Origin of the sequence: Mesorhizobium sp. C372A (assembly GCF_030323245.1) — a bacterium.
In the GTDB taxonomy this organism is placed as follows: Bacteria; Pseudomonadota; Alphaproteobacteria; order Rhizobiales; family Rhizobiaceae; genus Mesorhizobium.
This window is the reverse complement of the sequence record NZ_CP100475.1, coordinates 4,956,934-4,974,608: the sequence shown is the minus strand read 5'-3', so window position 1 is coordinate 4,974,608 and position 17,675 is coordinate 4,956,934. Positions and strand designations below refer to the sequence as shown.

17 protein-coding genes are annotated in these 17,675 nt (G+C 59.1%); 8 read left to right on the top strand and 9 right to left on the bottom strand.

What is annotated here, in order from left to right; translation table 11 throughout:
- Positions 1-279 precede the first annotated feature (279 nt).
- Positions 280-1,026 (top strand): Crp/Fnr family transcriptional regulator, encoded by a 747-nt coding sequence (locus tag NLY42_RS23835; protein WP_286488851.1) that lies wholly within the window; start codon positions 280-282, stop codon positions 1,024-1,026.
- A gap of 367 nt (positions 1,027-1,393) precedes the next feature.
- On the opposite strand, the gene NLY42_RS23830 is transcribed toward NLY42_RS23835, so the two are convergent.
- The 8 genes from NLY42_RS23830 to NLY42_RS23795 all read right to left on the bottom strand — a co-directional run bounded on the left by NLY42_RS23830 (position 1,394) and on the right by NLY42_RS23795 (position 6,632).
- A complete protein-coding gene (locus NLY42_RS23830) occupies positions 1,394-1,678 on the bottom strand; it encodes a PilZ domain-containing protein (protein ID WP_084779947.1) in 285 nt (94 codons plus the stop codon).
- 149 nt (positions 1,679-1,827) lie between these two features.
- Complete coding sequence (locus NLY42_RS23825) at positions 1,828-2,070, bottom strand: DUF982 domain-containing protein (protein WP_023669677.1); 243 nt, start codon at positions 2,068-2,070, stop codon at positions 1,828-1,830.
- The gene (locus tag NLY42_RS23820) at positions 2,070-2,300 is read right to left on the bottom strand and encodes a hypothetical protein (protein WP_023756194.1); all 231 of its coding nucleotides are present in this window, start codon (positions 2,298-2,300) and stop codon (positions 2,070-2,072) included. Before NLY42_RS23820 ends, NLY42_RS23825 begins: the two co-directional genes overlap by 1 nt.
- Positions 2,301-2,643: 343 nt before the next feature.
- Positions 2,644-3,561, bottom strand: a complete 918-nt coding sequence (locus NLY42_RS23815) for an NADP-dependent oxidoreductase (protein WP_023756193.1) — start codon at positions 3,559-3,561, stop codon at positions 2,644-2,646.
- Between the two features lie 336 nt (positions 3,562-3,897).
- Complete coding sequence (locus NLY42_RS23810) at positions 3,898-4,626, bottom strand: chemotaxis protein CheB (protein ID WP_023756191.1); 729 nt, start codon at positions 4,624-4,626, stop codon at positions 3,898-3,900.
- Entirely contained in the window at positions 4,626-5,345 is a 720-nt protein-coding gene (locus NLY42_RS23805; protein WP_023756190.1) for a Crp/Fnr family transcriptional regulator, read from the bottom strand. Before NLY42_RS23805 ends, NLY42_RS23810 begins: the two co-directional genes overlap by 1 nt.
- Positions 5,346-6,089: 744 nt before the next feature.
- A complete protein-coding gene (locus NLY42_RS23800; RefSeq protein ID WP_023756644.1) occupies positions 6,090-6,281 on the bottom strand; it encodes a hypothetical protein in 192 nt (63 codons plus the stop codon).
- A 132-nt stretch (positions 6,282-6,413) separates the two neighbouring features.
- On the bottom strand, positions 6,414-6,632 hold the full coding sequence (locus NLY42_RS23795) for a hypothetical protein (protein ID WP_023756645.1): 219 nt from the start codon (positions 6,630-6,632) through the stop codon (positions 6,414-6,416).
- A gap of 48 nt (positions 6,633-6,680) precedes the next feature.
- On the opposite strand from NLY42_RS23795, the gene NLY42_RS23790 reads away from it, so the two are divergent.
- From NLY42_RS23790 to NLY42_RS23760, 7 genes are all read left to right on the top strand, one after another.
- Positions 6,681-6,881 carry a Y4oE-related protein gene (locus tag NLY42_RS23790; RefSeq protein ID WP_023755067.1) on the top strand — a complete coding sequence of 67 codons (201 nt, stop codon included), beginning with the start codon at positions 6,681-6,683 and terminating at the stop codon, positions 6,879-6,881.
- 517 nt (positions 6,882-7,398) lie between these two features.
- Positions 7,399-12,369, top strand: a complete 4,971-nt coding sequence (locus NLY42_RS23785; protein WP_286488848.1) for an autotransporter outer membrane beta-barrel domain-containing protein — start codon at positions 7,399-7,401, stop codon at positions 12,367-12,369.
- 317 nt (positions 12,370-12,686) lie between these two features.
- Positions 12,687-12,848, top strand: coding sequence for a hypothetical protein (locus NLY42_RS23780; RefSeq protein WP_023754316.1), 162 nt, complete (start codon positions 12,687-12,689; stop codon positions 12,846-12,848).
- Between the two features lie 246 nt (positions 12,849-13,094).
- Positions 13,095-13,331 (top strand): hypothetical protein, encoded by a 237-nt coding sequence (locus NLY42_RS23775; RefSeq protein WP_023754317.1) that lies wholly within the window; start codon positions 13,095-13,097, stop codon positions 13,329-13,331.
- A 126-nt stretch (positions 13,332-13,457) separates the two neighbouring features.
- Positions 13,458-14,939: a hypothetical protein gene (locus NLY42_RS23770; RefSeq protein WP_023756460.1), complete on the top strand. Its 1,482-nt coding sequence runs from the start codon at positions 13,458-13,460 to the stop codon at positions 14,937-14,939.
- A 24-nt stretch (positions 14,940-14,963) separates the two neighbouring features.
- Positions 14,964-15,326, top strand: a complete 363-nt coding sequence (locus NLY42_RS23765; protein WP_023754319.1) for a hypothetical protein — start codon at positions 14,964-14,966, stop codon at positions 15,324-15,326.
- A gap of 266 nt (positions 15,327-15,592) precedes the next feature.
- Positions 15,593-17,236, top strand: coding sequence for a WD40/YVTN/BNR-like repeat-containing protein (locus NLY42_RS23760; protein WP_198022187.1), 1,644 nt, complete (start codon positions 15,593-15,595; stop codon positions 17,234-17,236).
- 84 nt (positions 17,237-17,320) lie between these two features.
- Here the strand turns inward: NLY42_RS23760 and NLY42_RS23755 are convergent, their stop codons facing one another.
- Positions 17,321-17,644, bottom strand: a complete 324-nt coding sequence (locus NLY42_RS23755; protein WP_023754321.1) for a hypothetical protein — start codon at positions 17,642-17,644, stop codon at positions 17,321-17,323.
- Positions 17,645-17,675 lie beyond the last annotated feature (31 nt).

The window sequence follows — 17,675 nt, the reverse complement described above, 5'->3', positions numbered from 1 at the left end:
ATATCAAATGTTATAGTTAGGGAGGGGTCTCTGAGCGGTTGGGAAGGATCCTAGCAGCATGATGTCTGAAGCCGAGCGTCGCCTTGTCCAAAGGCTTATCGAAGAGACCGACATCACGGAGCCGCAAGCCTTGGAGTTGATAGCGCTGCTAGGGGCGAATTGGTCCTCCCTGATGCGGGAAGCCAAAGGCATCAAGCACAATCTAACGTCGCCAGCCCTACCGCCATCGAGAACGTAACCGCCCACAGCAAATTGGTTGGCTACCCGAACGGGGTCTTGATGGCACACGCTCCTACTTCAAACATCTTGATCCGCAAGCTCCAGGCCATCTCGGAACTCGCACAATCAGATATTGGCATTCTGGGGAACATCTCGATTCAGGAGAAGAAATATAAGGCCAATGAAGACATTTTGCGCGAGGGCGAAAAGCCGACCCTTTCCTTCGTCGTTCTTGACGGCTTGATAGGGTCGACCAAACTAACCGGGGAGGGCAAGCGTCAGATCTCCTCCTTTTTTGTTCCGGGCGACATTCCCGACCTGCATGGTTTGCATTTGTCGGTCATGGATTGCACTTTCACCCCTCTGATGCCCTCTCGAGTGGGCTTCATGCGGCACGACGATCTTCGCGCCATTTGCGAACAGCACTCTTCGATAACGAGAGTGTTTTGGCGCTCCACTGTGATCGACGCGGCGATCTATCGAGAGTGGGTCACCAACGTCGGAAGGCGCGACGCCTACTCTCGTATGGCTCACATTCTTTGCGAACTTATTGTCCGCCTTCGCTCGGTAGGTCGCATTGAAGATCATGTGGCCTATCTCCCCATAACGCAGGCTGCACTTGGCGACGCAGTTGGCCTCTCCACCGTGCACGTGAACCGAGTGCTCCAGGACCTTCGACGCGACGGTCTGATATCTACCCTTGGCTCGCGTTTTCATGCGCCCGACTGGGCAGGGCTCGTTCGCGCCGCAGATTTTGACTCTACCTATCTGCATCATAGGGCTGCGCAGACGGGTGCCGGTTTTTGAGAATGCTGGGTCGCTCATGACGCATTGAGCCAAACCCTCGCGATCCTTGAAACCGAATCTGCTGTAGAACCCGCACTCCAACAGGAATGTCGATCACTGCTTGAGAACTGGACCGCAGACTTACCTAGCGACGGCATGGCTTCCCAAAGCTACGACCTGAGGAAGGAACCCGCCGAAAGCTGGACGGTGTGGGCGCTCCGGCTGAATATCTGGACGAGGAATATACCCGCGATCTCGTCAGCCTTCTCACCGTGTCGACCTGAAGCGAAGGTTCGCCGGGGGTAACCTCTAAAGTACGGCTGCCCTGAAACACGTGCGGAGCGCCGGATAGTCTCCAAATTTTGCAAAGCCAATGCACCGGCGCTGCTTAGCCATAGTGGAGACGCGGCTTTGGCAACGTTCCTATAAATTGAACCCCAATTCGGTCGTTCCTGCGCCACCGCAGAACTGCTTGGTAGGCAACGCCGTCGGTCGGCACGTAAAGCACGAATCGCTCAGGGACACGCGATTCCACCGGGACTTTGAGCTCAGCTCCGCCACTGTTTTGGTTCCGAATGGTGCAACTGATCTCGGAGTTTGTAATTCCGCTGATGATTGAGGCGCCTTTCAGCACCCGCTGCCTCCGTTCGCGGTGATGCTCTTCATCAACCATGTGACCTCCATCGGTCACCCCCCGGCCCTATGGTACGCCCACCGGCGAACAACTGTCCATCTGGGGCGTCGCTCGGTAGCCGGACGGCATAGATGCCCGTTGCGCTGGTGAATTCGCCGACCAGACCCGAATGGTCCCGTCCAGCGGTGTCAATCCGGCAGCAGCATCTCCTCTTCATCAGCCGCGGCTTCGAACAGCAGCCGGAAGTCGTTGCCCGGCATTTTGCCATCCATCGCAGATAGACAAGCCTCGGCCGCCAGCCGCCACTTGGGGCCACGATTGGACCACTTTAGGAGCTCCTCCGCGGCGGCATCAACTCGGTTGACACCAAGGCGAAGCCCCGGGCGCTCAGTCTTCACATAAACCGGAGGGTTGAACCAACGGTGGGGCATCACGCCTCTCGAACGTCAAAGGCGATGAACAGTCCCCAAACGGAGGCTGATTTGACGATCATTTCGACCAACTGGCAGTCAGTCTCACTGAGATCATGGCCGCGCTCGCGCACCGCTGCAATGGTCGCCTTCAGGGAAATTATATTGCCCGGTTGAGAACCCAACAGGACCTCGCGAACCAACTCCTTGGCCGTTCGCTGTGCAGGCCGAACAGGTGCTTGAATGTCCATCCCATCCTCCCAGAGAGATAGAACCTCAATCAGCTATTCTGTGGGTCACTCTCCGAAAAATGCAAGGGCCGGAAACGTACAAAGCAGGTTGCCGCAAACACCGCATTTCGGAACGGAACTCGCCCATGCCATTTATTGGTGGAATCAATTTGCACGAGGCATGTGGATGCAAATCCAAGGAATTTACGCCGTGCTCGCCGCAAACCAGCTCATCGGGTAAGATGGACGACGCCACTTCTCGCCCGGCCTACGATGGCTAAATCCCTCCACAGGCGCTGATTTGCACCTCACCGTGTCAGCTGCCGACGGGCCATAAGGAGAGAGGACCCGCCTCCCCAAATTCTCACGGACGAACGCGGATAACCGTCTTTCCTGCACGTCGGTCCGTTGAGTTGAAGGTGCCGATGGCATCATCCAAGCTCGAAACCTTGCCAATGTTCGTCCGCAGTCGTCCATCGCGGATCCGCTGCACTATCTCAGAAAGCTGGGGGCGATCAGCCTCGACGACGAAGTCAACGGTCAAGCCATCGGCAGGTCGAATGTCCGTTGGTCCAACGACTGTGACAAGGATACCTCCGGCCCGGACGAGCGTTGCGGATCGCTTTTGGAAATCGCCGCCGATGACATCGAACACCAGATCGACGCCGCCTACATCTTCAAGGGTGTCTTTTGCAAGGTCGAGGAATTCATTTGCACCGAAGTCGAGAGCTTTCTGGCGGTCGGCAGCACGCCCGGTGCCGATCACATAGGCTCCAGCCTCCCTTGCAAGCTGCGCCACCATCGAACCGACGGCACCGGCAGCGCCATGCGCGAGAACGCTCTGCCCGGCCTTGATGCGGCCATGCTGGAACAGCCCCTGCCATGCGGTTAGGCCGGAGATGGGCAGGCTAGCGCCCACCGTAAAGTCAACATCGCCGGGCAGCGGCGCGAGGTTACGGGCCTCCATGGCAACATACTCGGCGAGCGTGCCGTCGCGATGCCAGTCCGCGAGGCCGAACACCCGCTGACCTATAGAAAACCCCGTGGTGCCGTAGCCGAGCGCAGCGACCACACCAGCCAGTTCGTGGCCGAGAATCGGAGAGGTCCGGTCACGGAAGGCTCGGTCGGCCCACGTCGAGGGCCACTCCAGTTCGGTGTTGACGAATCCTGCCGCATGAACCTGTACGACCACGTCGTTAATTGCCGCCCGAGGCTCGGGCAGCTCCACCAACTTCATCCCGGCCGTTCCTGCAGTCTGGTCCGTCGCTGCGATTGCTTTCATGGGGATTCTCTCCTCACGGTTGGGGTAAAATTGCGGGCGCGGAGGGTCTTTCGATGTCTCGCGCAGAGTTGGCGTGGGTTCATCGTTGGCGACCGCGAGCGGAAGCTAAGCAATCTCGTCGGATTCTTCCAGCACGGGTCAACTTGCATTCCCCGATGGCCCTCGCAATCTCAGACACCCCCCGGCATGCGGAACGAAAGCAGATCAAATACGCTGTGCCGTTCCCGACATGGAGAGCGTCATGGCCGGATTTGCTGAGCAGGCAAGCATAGGTTTCAAGCTGGCCATCAAAGCTACGCACCAGGGCATGTCGCAGGGCTAATCGCCATTGGGCAGCTACAGTTTGGAAGAATTCTCCCTCACACGTCTCACGATCTCGTCAGCAATTAGGTAGGCGTTGCCCATCACGTCAATCGGGCCGTCGAAGTGAGCAGCGTTGAAGGGCATCCCGCGCTCAGCTGAGCCGTTTTCGGTGATGACCATCGTAATCCCACCAGCTTTGCCCAACGCGGCCAGCCCTCTCGACCCATCATCGAGAGAGCCGGATAGAATGATCCCGATGCCGCGGTCCTGTGCATAAGCCGCCACGGACTTAAAAAGAATATCTACGGTCCGGTTACGATGCTTGTGGTGGGCGCCCTCGACTAAGGCTATCCCGCTGTTGGCACAAAGCGAAAGATGGGCATCAGGCTCGCCTATGTAACAGGTGCCCAAATGGTAGCGGCCTCCGTCAACTGCCACGTTAACCGGCATGTTTGAGCTGCGCGCCAGAACATCTCTTAAAAAACTGACGCCATCACTCGGTCGGTGTAGCACCACGAGAAAGATTGCAGGCAACCCAGTCGGCAGCCGGGCAAGCAATTCTAGAATATCATTCAAGCCTTGCCCTCCCGACGCACCAATGGCCACCACGGAAGGGCTTAAAGTGATGTTCTCGTCGGACGCGGCGGCCACCTTGTGCCTGTACATGTCAATCCTTGGTCGATTGTCGGTTTCTTTTTGCGGCTGCAAATCGGCAGTGAGCCTCTTATCGGTCCTTGTTGCCGACTTGGTCGATACCCGCATCAACGTCCGGCGATTTCCCCAATGAGCCGAACATAGTTGGCTTCTGGCTGCCCGTAGGTGCCGTTTGCGCAGGCCCGAAGGCCATTGCGATCACGAATGATCACTTCACCCCGTCGCGAATAGATAAGTGCGCGCCCCTCGAGCAATTGGAGCGCGACAGTAACGCCCGGTCGCCTTACCCCGAGCATTACAGATAGAAACTCGTGGGTAATCGTCAGAGAGCCTCCGCGAACCCGACCATCACACATCAGGAGCCATCGGGCCAAACGCTCTTCAAGGTTTGCCCGCGCGTTGATCAGCGCGGTAAAGCTGGTCTGGATCTGGAGGTAGTAGGCATAGCGCAAAAGGAACAGGCGCAACGTCGAACTGTTCGTGAGTGCCGCGTTGAACGGCTCAGCTCCGATTCTGAAAGCAGTGCCGGGCAGCTGCACAAAACATTGATGCGCGGCATAGTCAGCCCCCATGACCAGCGCGACACCAATCATGCCCTCAAAGCCGACAAGCCCAACCTCGGCTTCCTTACCTAAAGTCGCCGCAACCACAGAAGCGATGCCGTCCTCCAGAAAGTAAGCCGCCTTGATCTCCGAATCGGCTGTCTCCAGATTCATTTTCAGATTGAGGGCACACGGCTCAAGGTGTGGCCGCAAAAGAGCAAGGTCGTCGGGATTGAGCCGACGCAGCAATTCGTTCTTGTAGGAAGCATTCACCGGATTGGGCATGGCTCAATCCCGCTTGGGGCAAGAGCTTTCCAATCTCCCTGCCGTCCGCGCCCGTAAAACGTGCAGACGATCTACTGAACGTATACCCTATCGCCCGACAATCATAGGAGGATGAACAGGCGCACATGGGGAGCCCGCCGGTTGCAAACGCAACATGAGCCGCGAGGACCGACACCGTGCCAGCTCATGCCGGACGAGCGTTGCGGACCGTCGCCAAAGAAGGCCCCGGCAAGCGCACAGCTAAGGCGTAGCAACCGGCCGCAACTGCTCTTCTACACATCCGCACCTCACGGACGCATTCTAGCTCGCTGGCAAACAGTTCACATGCCGGCCAAGCATATCATCTGACGCGTGTGAATGCAGCCCGAGGCGAGCGCTGGTTCTGTTCCCAATGGGAGGCTTGGTGGGCCGGGTGGTGAAAGGCCAAGGTTTGACGATGTTGACACGCTTCGTGCCATCTGCCGCCTTTGAACATAGCGGGTTACCTCTGCCGTTTGTCGCTTCGCTGGATTCGTTCGGCAGCGGCTCGATCGATACTAGCGGCTATGGTCGACAAGCGCGATTTCCGCTAGGTGATGTGGCACGAGCAGCCGGATCACGAGCCGCTCGATCTCGACCAATAAAATGCCTGCCACCCTTCCGGCCGGGGCGGACGACAGAGACGTCACACCGCAAGCCTCGCCAGCCACGGAACGATAGGCCATCACCGTTGCGGCCCTGAGGTTACCCAGCCGCAGGAGGGTCCTAAAGCCGCACAACCTTGTCGAGATGCAGGCGAATCCGCTGGCCTTCCGCGAAGGCCAGCGCGAACGATTCCAGGGCGAATGAGCGTGTAATTTCCTGGTCAGTTTCAATGATGCGGACGACCCATTCGCCACTGGCTCCGACCACTTGCACGCAAGACCCGGCCTTGCAGATTGGCACCACGTTGCCCATCACGTCCTCCCTACGAAAAGCAATGGCAAGTCGACTTAAGACCGTCGTAGCCGGTTGATCAATAACAATTGCTTGTTCGGATCGGACGAACCATCCTGGATGGGCAACACGACGGGGCTAATGCCACTTCAGTCAGGCGAACCCTCCGGGGAACCTACCGTGAGATAGCCTCTGCTTCAGGTCGTCGGCATTCAGGATGGCGGCCAGCTCTTCGGCATACTCCAAGTCGGGAAGGTCGACAGATGCGTGGCCCGCTACAATAGCCGGGAGCCCGGTGAACACGTCGAACACCGTCCACGTCCGATCCGGTTCACGCCTTACCTCGTACCGCAGAGTTGTCATGGGGATCATATAGTCACCCTTTGGGGGTTGGGAATATCCGGTTCACGGAGGCTCGGGATGCAGAGCGCTAATTTTGCTACTAAGAAGATTGCCGATCTCGTCGACCAAGATCAGGCAGCTCAAGCTGCGGTCGAACTCTACGGGTTGGAAGCGGCGACCGCCGTGGCGCACTGCGCTTTGGAGGCTCATTTCGACGGTCGACCAGATGACTACCGCTTTTGTTGCGATGTCTTTCACCAACTGAGAAGACCAAACTGACGGAACTTTTGCCGCAGCATCGTGTTCGGTCGAGCATGACTTGAATAGCGACCTTGGACCGCCTATCCCCGGCAAGCCACACCAACCGCAGGACGGGGACGATCGATTTCACGCATGCCCGATCTGCGGTCAGCAGGTCGAAACGCGATTTCCGCTAGGTGATGTGGCACGAGCAACCAGATCACGAGCCGCTCGATGTCGACCAGTAAAAAACCTGCCGCCCTTCTGGCTGCGGCTGACCTACAGGGGCGTCACACCGCAAGCTCACCAGCTATGGAACAATCCGACTTAGCGCGAGTTTCCGCCCAGATCCATGCGGGTAGATCGTTCTGGCATTTCGTAAGATATCTCTTAATAAGCTAAATCTAATTGACATATTTTCTGTCGCCAAACAGTCGAAGACTTAATATTACTGCTCACCGTTAGCTTCTTGGTAGCTCTCATGACTATAAACGTCTTGCGGGCGAATCGCTTTTCATGCTTCGTTCGGCGCACTCAGGAATCAGGGAGCTTAGGCATGGCGGAGCGGATTGCGCGTGATGGGTTTTGGGTTTTGCATCTCGCGCGCGTGCAGCAAGTCGTGTCGCTTCGCTCCAGCACTTCTGCCTTCACGATCCTAACCGTTGCCCTTGCGCTGAGCGCCGCGCCGGCTCGGGCCGATGGCGGCAATGGCAGCGGTGTGAATGCCGGACAAGGTGGCGCCGACGGCACGCCGGCAACGGCGGCGGGTCAGAATGTTCCCAATGGCGCGACCGCCGGTGGCGGTGGTGGTGGCGTTGACCTCACGACGGGCAACGGTGCGCCCGGGGGGTCGGGATCAGGAAGCACGACAGCCAACAACCCAAATGGCATTGCCGGTGCAACCGGTGCTACGGGTCTGGTCATCTCCACAGACGGGACCATTGCCACCAGCATCAGCGGCGGGGCCGGCGCTTTGGGCTCACCTGGCACGAACAGCGTCGTCAGGAGCGGCGGCGGTGGCGGTGGCGGTGTAGGCGTCAGTGCCACGGCCGACGTTACGGTTACTGGCACAGGATCGGTCGTTGGTGGCACTGGTGGCCGAGGTGGGAACACTGGCAACAGCGGCAGCGGTGGTGGCGGCGTCGGCATATTCTCGTCCGCAAATGTCGTTGTTGAGGCGGGCGGCAGCGTTACCGGCGGCACCAGTACGAACACAGCCGGGGCCCAAGCAGGCGGCGGCGGCGGCGCAGCTGCTATCGTCCTGATCGGCGGCGGGACAATCCAGAACAGCGGGAATTTGCTTGGGGGCGCCGGCGGAAAAGCCCTTCTCGGCGGCGGTGGGGACGGTGGCGCCGCTGTTCTGCTGCTTTCAGGTGGAACCGTCATCAACAATCAAGGTGCGACGATCATTGGCGGCATTGGCGGTCTGGCCGGCGCCACCGGAACGGCAGGCGACGGCGGCTCGGGGATCAAGGGCGCCAACATCGCCGTCATCAATGCGGGTACAATTACAGGTGGCGCCGTCGGCGCAGGTGGTGGAACGCCGATAGCCGGCAAAGCCATCCAGTTCACCGGTGGCGTCAATTCGCTGGAGATTCAGGCCGGCTCGAACATCACTGGCAATGTGGTTGCCTTCAGCAATGCCGATAATTTCAAGCTGGGCGGCGATACCAATGCAAGTTTCGATGTTTCCCAAATCGGCGCTGCCGCCAAATACGATGGCTTCGGACTCTATGAAAAAACCGGAAGCAGCACTTGGACACTGACGGGGACAACGAACGTCGTCACGCCTTGGACTTTGAGCGGCGGGACCCTGCAAATTTCGAGTGACGACAATTTGGGCGCCGCCTCAGGCGGATTGACCTTCAGCGGCGGCACGCTGCGGACCACCGCCGACATCACCAGTGCTCGGACCATCGAGCTGACGGGGGGAGGAACATTCCTCACCAATCCCAGCACGACCCTCACGCTCAGCAATATCGTCTCCGGCGCAGGCGCTCTCACGAAAGCCGGTGGCGGCACGATGGTTTTGTCGGGTGCCAACACTTACACCGGCGGCACTGTCATCAATAGCGGTACGCTCCAAGTCGGCGATGGCGGCACCTCCGGCAGCATTGTCGGCAATGTGCTTAACGACAGCACGCTGGCATTCAACCGCTCAGATGCATTGATCGTCGATGGTGCGATCTCAGGCAACGGCGCGGTGGTTCAGCAGGGTTCGGGCAGCACGACACTGACCGGCCTGAACAGCTACAGCGGTGGCACGGTGATCACCGGCGGCACGTTGACCGGTCAGGCCTCGAGCCTCGGCACCGGCGGAATCCTCGACGACGGAGCGCTCGTCTTTAACCAGCCGACCGACGCCACCTTTGCCGCCTTCATCGACGGCAGCGGCTCCCTCACCAAGCAGGGTCTTGGCAATCTGAGCCTCACCGGCACAAACACCTATAGCGGCGCCACCACTGTCAATGGCGGCAAGCTTGTCGTCGAAGGCTCGCTTGGCAACACCCAGACGACGGTCAACAGCGGCGGCACGCTGGGCGGCTCCGGCTCGATAGGCGGCGCGGTGATCGTCGCCGATGGCGGCGTGCTGGCCCCCGGCTCCAGTCCGGGTACGCTGACGGTCGGATCGCTCAGCCTGAGCTCCGGTTCTATCCTAGACTACGAGCTCGGCCAGGCAGGAATTGTCGGCGGCGGTGTCAGCGACCTGATCGAGGTGACCGGAGCACTGACGCTGGACGGCAGCCTCAACATCACCGATGTCGGCGGCTTTGGCCCGGGCGTCTACCGGCTCATCAATTATGGCGGCGCACTCACCGACAATGGTCTCGAACTCGGCAATCTGCCGGCCGGCGTCACGGCGGCCGATTTGACGGTGCAGACTTCTGTCGCCAACCAGGTCAATCTTATAAGCAGTGTCGGTAACGACCTGTTGTTCTGGGACGGTGACGCGGCCGGGAATGCCAACAACGATCTGGTCGATGGCGGCAACGGCACGTGGACTGCGGCAAGCCCGACGTGGACGACGAGCACCGGCCTGGTGACCGGCGCGATGAAGCCGCAACCCGGTTTCGCCATCTTCCAGACGCTTGGCGGCACCGTCACCACCGACGACAGCGCCGGCGCGCTGGAGGTTACCGGCATGCAGTTCGCTGCCGATGGCTACCGCATCGAGGGCGACTCCGTCACGCTCGCCGGCGCCGGTGGCGAGAGCATCATCCGGGTCGGCGACGGCTCCCCGGCCGCAGCGGGCTATATAGCCACCATCGCCTCCGTGCTGACCGGGGCAAGCAGCCTTACCAAGACTGATGCAGGCACGCTGGTGCTCGAAGGCGCCAACACCTACACGGGAGGTACGACCGTCTCGGGCGGCGTGCTTTCGGTTTCGGCCGATAACAATCTCGGCGTTGCTGCCGGCGAGCTGACGTTCTCCGGCGGTACGCTGCGCAACACCGCCGTCTTCTCCTCGGCTCGCGATATCACACTTTTGGCGGCCGGCGGCACCTTCGACACGATGGCTGACCTCACTTTGTCCGGCGTGATCTCGGGGGCCGGCAGTCTTGCCAAGGCCGGCGCCGGCACGCTGACCCTCACCGGATTGAACAGCTACGGCGGCAACACGTTGGTGAGCGCCGGCACGCTGGTCGGCAATGTGGCTTCGATCCGTGGCGACATCGGCAATGCCGGAACCGTCGTGTTCGACCAGGCGGCGGACGCCAACTTTGCCGGCGATATCTCCGGCACCGGTGCGATGGTGAAGGACGGCGCTGGCTCACTGACAATATCGGGCACCTCGTTGCTCGACTGGACCGTCGAACAGGGCAGCCTCGTCTCGGCGGCCGAGCGCTTCGGCGGCGATGTCGCGATTGGCGCCGGCGCCTCCTTTACATTCGACCAGGCTGCCAATGCGAGCTATGCCGGCGTGCTCTCGGGCGCCGGCAATTTCATCAAGAGCCGCGACGGCACGCTGGTGCTCGCCTCGGACAACTCTGCCTTTGCTGGCGGAACTTCGGTCACCGGCGGCACGCTTGCCGCGGGCGGTGCGAACGCGTTCAGTTCCTCCTCGCAGTTCTCCGTCGCCTCGGGCGCCACTCTCGATCTTGGCGGCACCTCGCAGTCGATTGCGGGGCTGAGCAACGCCGGAACGGTGCGCATCGCGGGCGGCGGCCTCGGCAAAACGCTGACCATCGGCGGCGATTACGTCGGCAATGGCGGCAACGTCGTTCTCAACACGGCGCTGGCTGGTGACGGTTCGCTGACCGACATGCTGGTGATCGCGGGCAACACGTCCGGGACGAGCACCCTTCAGGTCATCAATTTCGGCGGGTCGGGCGCCCAAACGGTCGGAGGCATCAAGATCGTCGACGTCGGCGGCGTCTCGAACGGCAGTTTCTCGCTCGACGGCAATTATACCTTCGAAGGCGATGCAGCGGTCGTCGCGGGCGCCTATGCCTACAGACTTTACCAAGGCGGCGTCAGCACACCGGCCGATGGCGATTGGTATCTGCGCTCCGAACTCGACAACAGCCTGCTCTTCCAGGCCGGCGCGCCTGTGTACGAGGCCTATGCGGGCGTGTTGCAGAGCTTCAACCAGCTGGGCACGCTGCAGCAGCGGCTTGGCAACCGCTCCTGGACCGTAGAAGCGCAAGGCGCGGACGGGATTTCCGACGATGTAAAGGCCGAGGCCGGTATCGGGCTGTGGGGCAGGATCGAAGGCACCAGCGGCTCCTACGATCCTGAAAGCTCCACCACCGGAACAACGTATGATACCTCGACCTGGAGGCTCCAGACCGGCGCCGACATGCTTGTCTCCGATAGCGCGGCCGGTCAGCTCGTCGGCGGCGTCGCCTTCCAGTATGGCACGGTATCGGCCGACATCTCGTCGGTGTTCGGCAGCGGGTCCATCGATACGACCGGCACCGGCATTTCCGGCTCGCTGACCTGGTACGGGGCGGCAGGCTTCTACCTCGACGGCCAGGCTCAGGTTGTCTGGTACGACAGCAATCTCGACTCGAGGACCGCCGGACAGCGGCTCGTCGACGGCAACAATGGCGTCGGCTACGCGCTCGGTGTCGAAGCGGGCAAACGCATCATGCTCGATCCGAATTGGTCGGTGACGCCGCAAGCGCAGCTTGCCTGGTCGTCGGTCGATCTCGACGCCTTCACCGACGCCTTTGGCGCGAGGGTCACCCCCGACACCAACGACAGCCTGGTCGGCCGCGTCGGCCTCTCGCTCGACCACCAGTCGCAGTGGCAGGATCGCACGGGTCGCGCCGCCCACACGAACCTCTACGGCATCGCCAACCTCTACTATGATTTTGGGGATGGTTCGTCGATCGACCTGGCCGGCACTAACCTCTCAAGCCGGGACGAGCAGCTCTGGGGTGGTCTCGGAGTCGGCGGCACGATCAACTGGGCCGACGACAAGTTCTCGGTCTTTGGCGAAGCCGTCGCCCGGACAGGCCTCAAAAACTTCGGTGATAGTCATGCGCTGACCGGCTCACTGGGGTTGCGGGTCAAGTGGTGAGTTGCTTGGCAGCTTACTAGCTGATGTAAATCATCGAACGTCGGCTTTTGAAGTTGCAGAGTGTGAAGCTGCCATTCAGCTTCCGGCCCCAAAGCTGCCCGTCAGGAAAGCGCCTCCTAGCGGCTCTAGACCCCCATCCTGCTAACTACTAAAAGCCGCGTTCGCCGATCTGCTCTCCGCATTGAGCGAGCTCCGATTGCCGCGACGCTCATAACTCGTCTTACCGTGCCCGCCCTATACCCTCGACGGGCCGGGGGCTCTCGTGCCGGCGCCAAGCCGGAAGTGGGCAAGACGCAGAGCATACTCGGCAAGACCTCGTGCCGTTCGGCCTCGTTGGCGGAACGCACTTCAAGGAATTCGACCTGGTTTACATCGCCCATGATCTTCTTTTCTGGGGTGCCAGAAATATCGACGGCCGCGGCTTCGATACAGAAGAGAACCGCCCGACGAACCTGCAGGTTCCCCTGGTTCGAAAGTAGGTTCCCGCCAGCGCAATTGATGCTCTGGCTGTCAGGCTTGCATCCTCCCTGCCGGCCATTTGAGGAGGGTCCAGACGGACCCTTCTCTTTTCTCGTCCGACCGAAACCCGCACCTTTGGCGCGGTCTGCTGCTGGCTCCGCGATCCTGTCCTGTCGCCATTGAGTTGGCTCCAAACATCACCCCGCGCGGAACCAGTCAGGTCTGCCCCGACAGACGAGTCCATGTCTGGCCAGGTTGGAGCTACGATGATGGTCATGTTTTCGCTATGCCAAGCGGCGGCCGTCGAGCAGCCGATCATGGCAGCATTAGCAGCCTTTGCTGCACGCCGTCCGGTGCCAGTCGAGCGCCGGACGATCGCCTGTACCTATGCCAGTTTGCGGACCCTTCCGTATCAGAGGCTCACCAGCCTCAGCTTGGACTTTGACATGCGAGATGTTCACTGGGGTGCACATCTCATTTGTATTGCGCCACAAGTAATTTGATACTAATAATACTTCTCGGCTGGAGCGCGTGATGAGGTGTCAACCATCTAGCCTGATTTTGCTCGTCGAACATCCGAACTGGCAACTATCGACTTGCTTTCGCCGAAGCCGATCGCGGCAATCTGAATGCGTAAAGTTGGCAGCCGCGCCGCGGCTGCGAAAGCAGGCTCAGCCACAAAGGAATTTCACCAAATGCGCTGGATTGGCTTCGGTGTTGGAACTGCCCTCGCAATTTCATTGACTTCGGGGCTATGTCTCGCCGGGGACGATGTGGATCCAAAGGTCTCTTCCATACGCATCGACGACGTTGCCGACGGCTCAGGAAGCCCGTTTCCGCGGTTCGACAATTTCAGCTGGCGCGCCTTTATCGCCTTGAACTGGCCAGCGTTAACCGACGTGATGCATCGCGGCGAGCCGGATGCTAGCAAGACGCTTGCCGATCCTGGCCCGCGGGTCTGGGAGACTTTTAAGGCGCGATATGAGGTTTTCGCTCCTGGGGCCGTGAAGCCTGCCGAATGGAACAGTTTCGACGGCAGCAATCCCTGTGGCGGCACCGTAGGTAACGACAAAAAGACGCTCAGCGCATTTTCCCATTTCGCCGATTTCAATCAGGCGGCGCTCAGCCTTTCCAGCTTTGCCAACCCTCTGATCGCGCAGAACAAGACCTACACGCGCTACGAAGTTCGTTTCAATCGCGAGGAGTTTGATACGATCTTCCAAAACGAATGGTATGTGAAAGGCAAGCAACCCACATCTGGCGCGCCGGGCTCGTTTAAAGACGGTTCCATCGAAATCAAGGCTGCTTGGCGCATCCTAACTGCAGCAGATGACGTCGTTCGTGATCGGTTCTACGTATCTTCGGCTTTTGTTTTTGACCCGGAAGCCACGGCCAAGGCCGGAAGCGTCATTTGCAAGGAACAAGCTGTCGCGTTGGTAGGCTTTCATATCGTCGTTAAGACCAAGCTGCGCCCGCAATGGATTTGGAGTTCATTCGAACACGTTGATAACGTGCCTCCGCAAGGCGCCGAACCTGATGCCGCTAAGGCTGGGGTGCCGTATTCATATAATTCTGGCAAGCCGCCATCCGATCTGGACCCGACAACGCCTCCAGATGCTATCAGTTCGGATAACTTGCCCTTACCCAATCCCAATCCGATGCAAGTGGTTCGAAAGCAACGTATTCAGCCAGAAACGATGGCCCTAAACCGTGCCTATTGGGAATTGCCAGGGATTAAGGGGACGGTTTGGGCAAACTATATGCTGGTGATGACCCAATGGCCGACCATGCCAGATCCCGAGTCCCCTACAAACACAGGAATGCCATTTCCCACCGGCGTCGGGTCGACCTTAGCAAATACAACAATGGAAACTTACAATCAGAGAAACAGGCGCAGTTGCATGGAGTGTCACAACGCCATCTCTAACGTAAGAGGTTTGGATTTTGTGGCGTTCATGGCGTTAGATGCCTCTGATCCTCCACAACAAGCTGTTGCACGGGTAACAGTTCCGGCAATCACGACCTTAGACACAACAAATAGGGTGCAAAAGACCGCCCTCGATGACGATCCTATGGTTCGGGCTCTCATCGATTTCATGACGCAAAAGTGACGGGTCGATAGGAAAGGCACGAAGATGGCCAATGCGATCAACAGTTGGGCCGAATTTCAGAAATTCTTGGACGATTGCTGCACGAGAGTTGGCGCAGAGCCTGATTTTTCCGGTCACGGACGGTGGTGGAAGAAGATGACCTATCAGGAGTTTGTTACCGACGGCACCGTCAAGGGCGAACGGATAGTCGTTGTCGGGGATCCGAACAACTCCACCCTCATTCATGCCTTGCAAGGCGATACCCCGGCTTTCTCAAAGGGTGGCAAGTACGGAAGAATGCCCTTAAGCATTTCTGGCGACGACTTGGACTACTTCAACCAGGGCGAAATCGACGAGATCAAAGATTGGATATTGCGAGGTTGTCCCGAGGGCACCGCAATTGTTTGACAACCAGTAGATCGAGACGAGAACGCATAAAGGTTCTGTAGCTGCGTCAAGCACTAGAAAGGTTTTGGCGATTGTGAATTCGCACCCTGCCTCTTGATCTGGAGGCAATCGGCCCCACGCCGATTTGTCTTGGAGCTTTTGATGGCGTTCCGTTTTGGCAAGGCAGTATGCAGGACAGGGACACCTTCTCGCCTTGCCCCGCGGGATGGCCCGCCGGAAATCAGTTCAATTTATCGTCCGTTCGTCCGAAAATGCGGAGCAGAACCATGAAATACGGTTGGCGTCCCACCCTCGCGCCGGTGCAGACACGCTACGACGATATTTGGTTCATTAGTCCGTCGATCGGCTGGGCGGTTAACAGCGCTGGTCAGATCGTTCACACAGAAGATGGCGGGCAAACTCCTTGGACGATCCAGCACACCGTTGATCCGGACACGTGGCTGCGGTGTATGAGTTTTTCCAGCCCCACGGATGGATGGATAGGCTCAATTACCCGGCGACAACGTTTATGGAAGACGACGGATGGCAAGACATGGAACGATATGACCCCTAAACTTCCGCCGCAGCCAAGCGCGATTTGCGGAATTTCGTCACCTTCCAAAAATGTCGTCTTTGCTTCAGGTACGCAATATCCGAGCAGAGAAGCGGCCGTCATGCACACGGCCGATGGCGGTGAGACGTGGAATTCCGTATCGATGGCGGCACATGCCAATCTTCTGATTGATACCCACTTTACAGATGACACCCACGGATGGGTGGTTGGCGGCATTGGTGGCACGACCTACGATAGACTTAAGCCAGTCGTTCTGTTCACGGCGAATGGCGGCAAGACCTGGGAAGACAAGTTGCAAGATTCCGGCATCAACTTTCCAAGGGGGGAGTGGGGATGGAAGATTCAGTTCCTCGACGATCGGGTCGGATTTGTCTCGCTTGAGAATGACACTGCCGCCGCCATTTTGAAAACCACCGATGGCGGGCAAACCTGGAAGCGAATAGAGATTACGGATCCGCAGAGAAACGTAAATCTTGAAGGAATCGGCTTCCTTGATGAGATGACTGGCTGGGTTGGCGGCTGGGGTAGTGGCTTCCCCAGCAACCCCTTAGGCACCACCAGCGGCACCGCCGACGGCGGAGCCACATGGTCGGATGCAAACGATGTCGGACGTTTTATCAACAGATTTCGCTTTACAGGATCAGAACCGATCGTTGCCTATGCTTCGGGCGGCACCATCTATCAATGTATCGCGACCCCGGACACGGAACATGCTCGGATCTCGGTTGCAGCGCGTCGCGCCGCGGAGACGCCGCTTCCACTTGCGTGGGACTCCCTGGTAATCGAGGCGCAGGTGCCAGAGAATGCGATGCGGTTGACCATTACCATTTTTGATCCCCGCCAGACCCTGGTCAAGATTTTGGTAGACGAGAAATCGCCAACCCCCGGTTCGCGAACCTTCAAATGGGACTTCAAGAACGAGGACGGGGCAGAAACAGGAATCGGTCACTTCATGTACCGGGTGTCAATTGACGACGCAGCCACCACCGGGATGGTAGCGCGTCCTGGGCTGGCCTCTCCCGCAGAATTAGGTGCCCGGGTGGTCGAAATGATTGAGAGATACGCTCCACTCGCCCGCCGGTCACACGATGAGCTGGTCCTTCCAGGTGCCGACGGCACCCCGGCCACGCTAAAATCACTGTTCAATACCCCCCGCGACTTGATGGCGGCGCTGATCCGTGGTGGCTGGGTTGTTCCCGGTGCCCCCGACCGCAGCATGTTCCTGGTTGCGATAATTGGAACAGGGCCGATGCAGGGTGAACTTGCCCAAGTCGATGTGGATCTTTTATCGGAATGGATCACGGCCGGCGCTGTGATACCAGGCTTGGAGAGTGACCAAACAGCCTCTAAACTTTGACCACGTGCGTTCCACGGTATTGCGAAGTTGCGTAACAGCACTGGCGCCAAGCTGTGAGGACTAGCGTCCGCACTCTCTCGGGAACTAAGTCGGACGTTTGATCGTCATGCGGTCGTGCTTGAGATCCTTGATCTCGAGCAGTTGTGGTTCGCCGTCTACTTCGACGCGGACGCAAGCCGCATTAGAGCGATCAATCTGCCATGTCCCTTCTCTCACATTGGAGATATCCGTCGAGCCGATTCCGATCCGCGCAAACGTTCCATCTTCATTGAATTGCAAGCCGGAGCGCCCCCGCGAAGGAGGAAGAGGGAAGCCGGCCGGCCGATAGACCTGTTCCGTGGCGGTATCTTCTTCGCGGGCGCGAATCCATTGCCCGTGCAGCAGGTCGACGTCGATGGATTGGGCCATGGGGGCGCCTTTGGTCTTAACGTGATTGGAC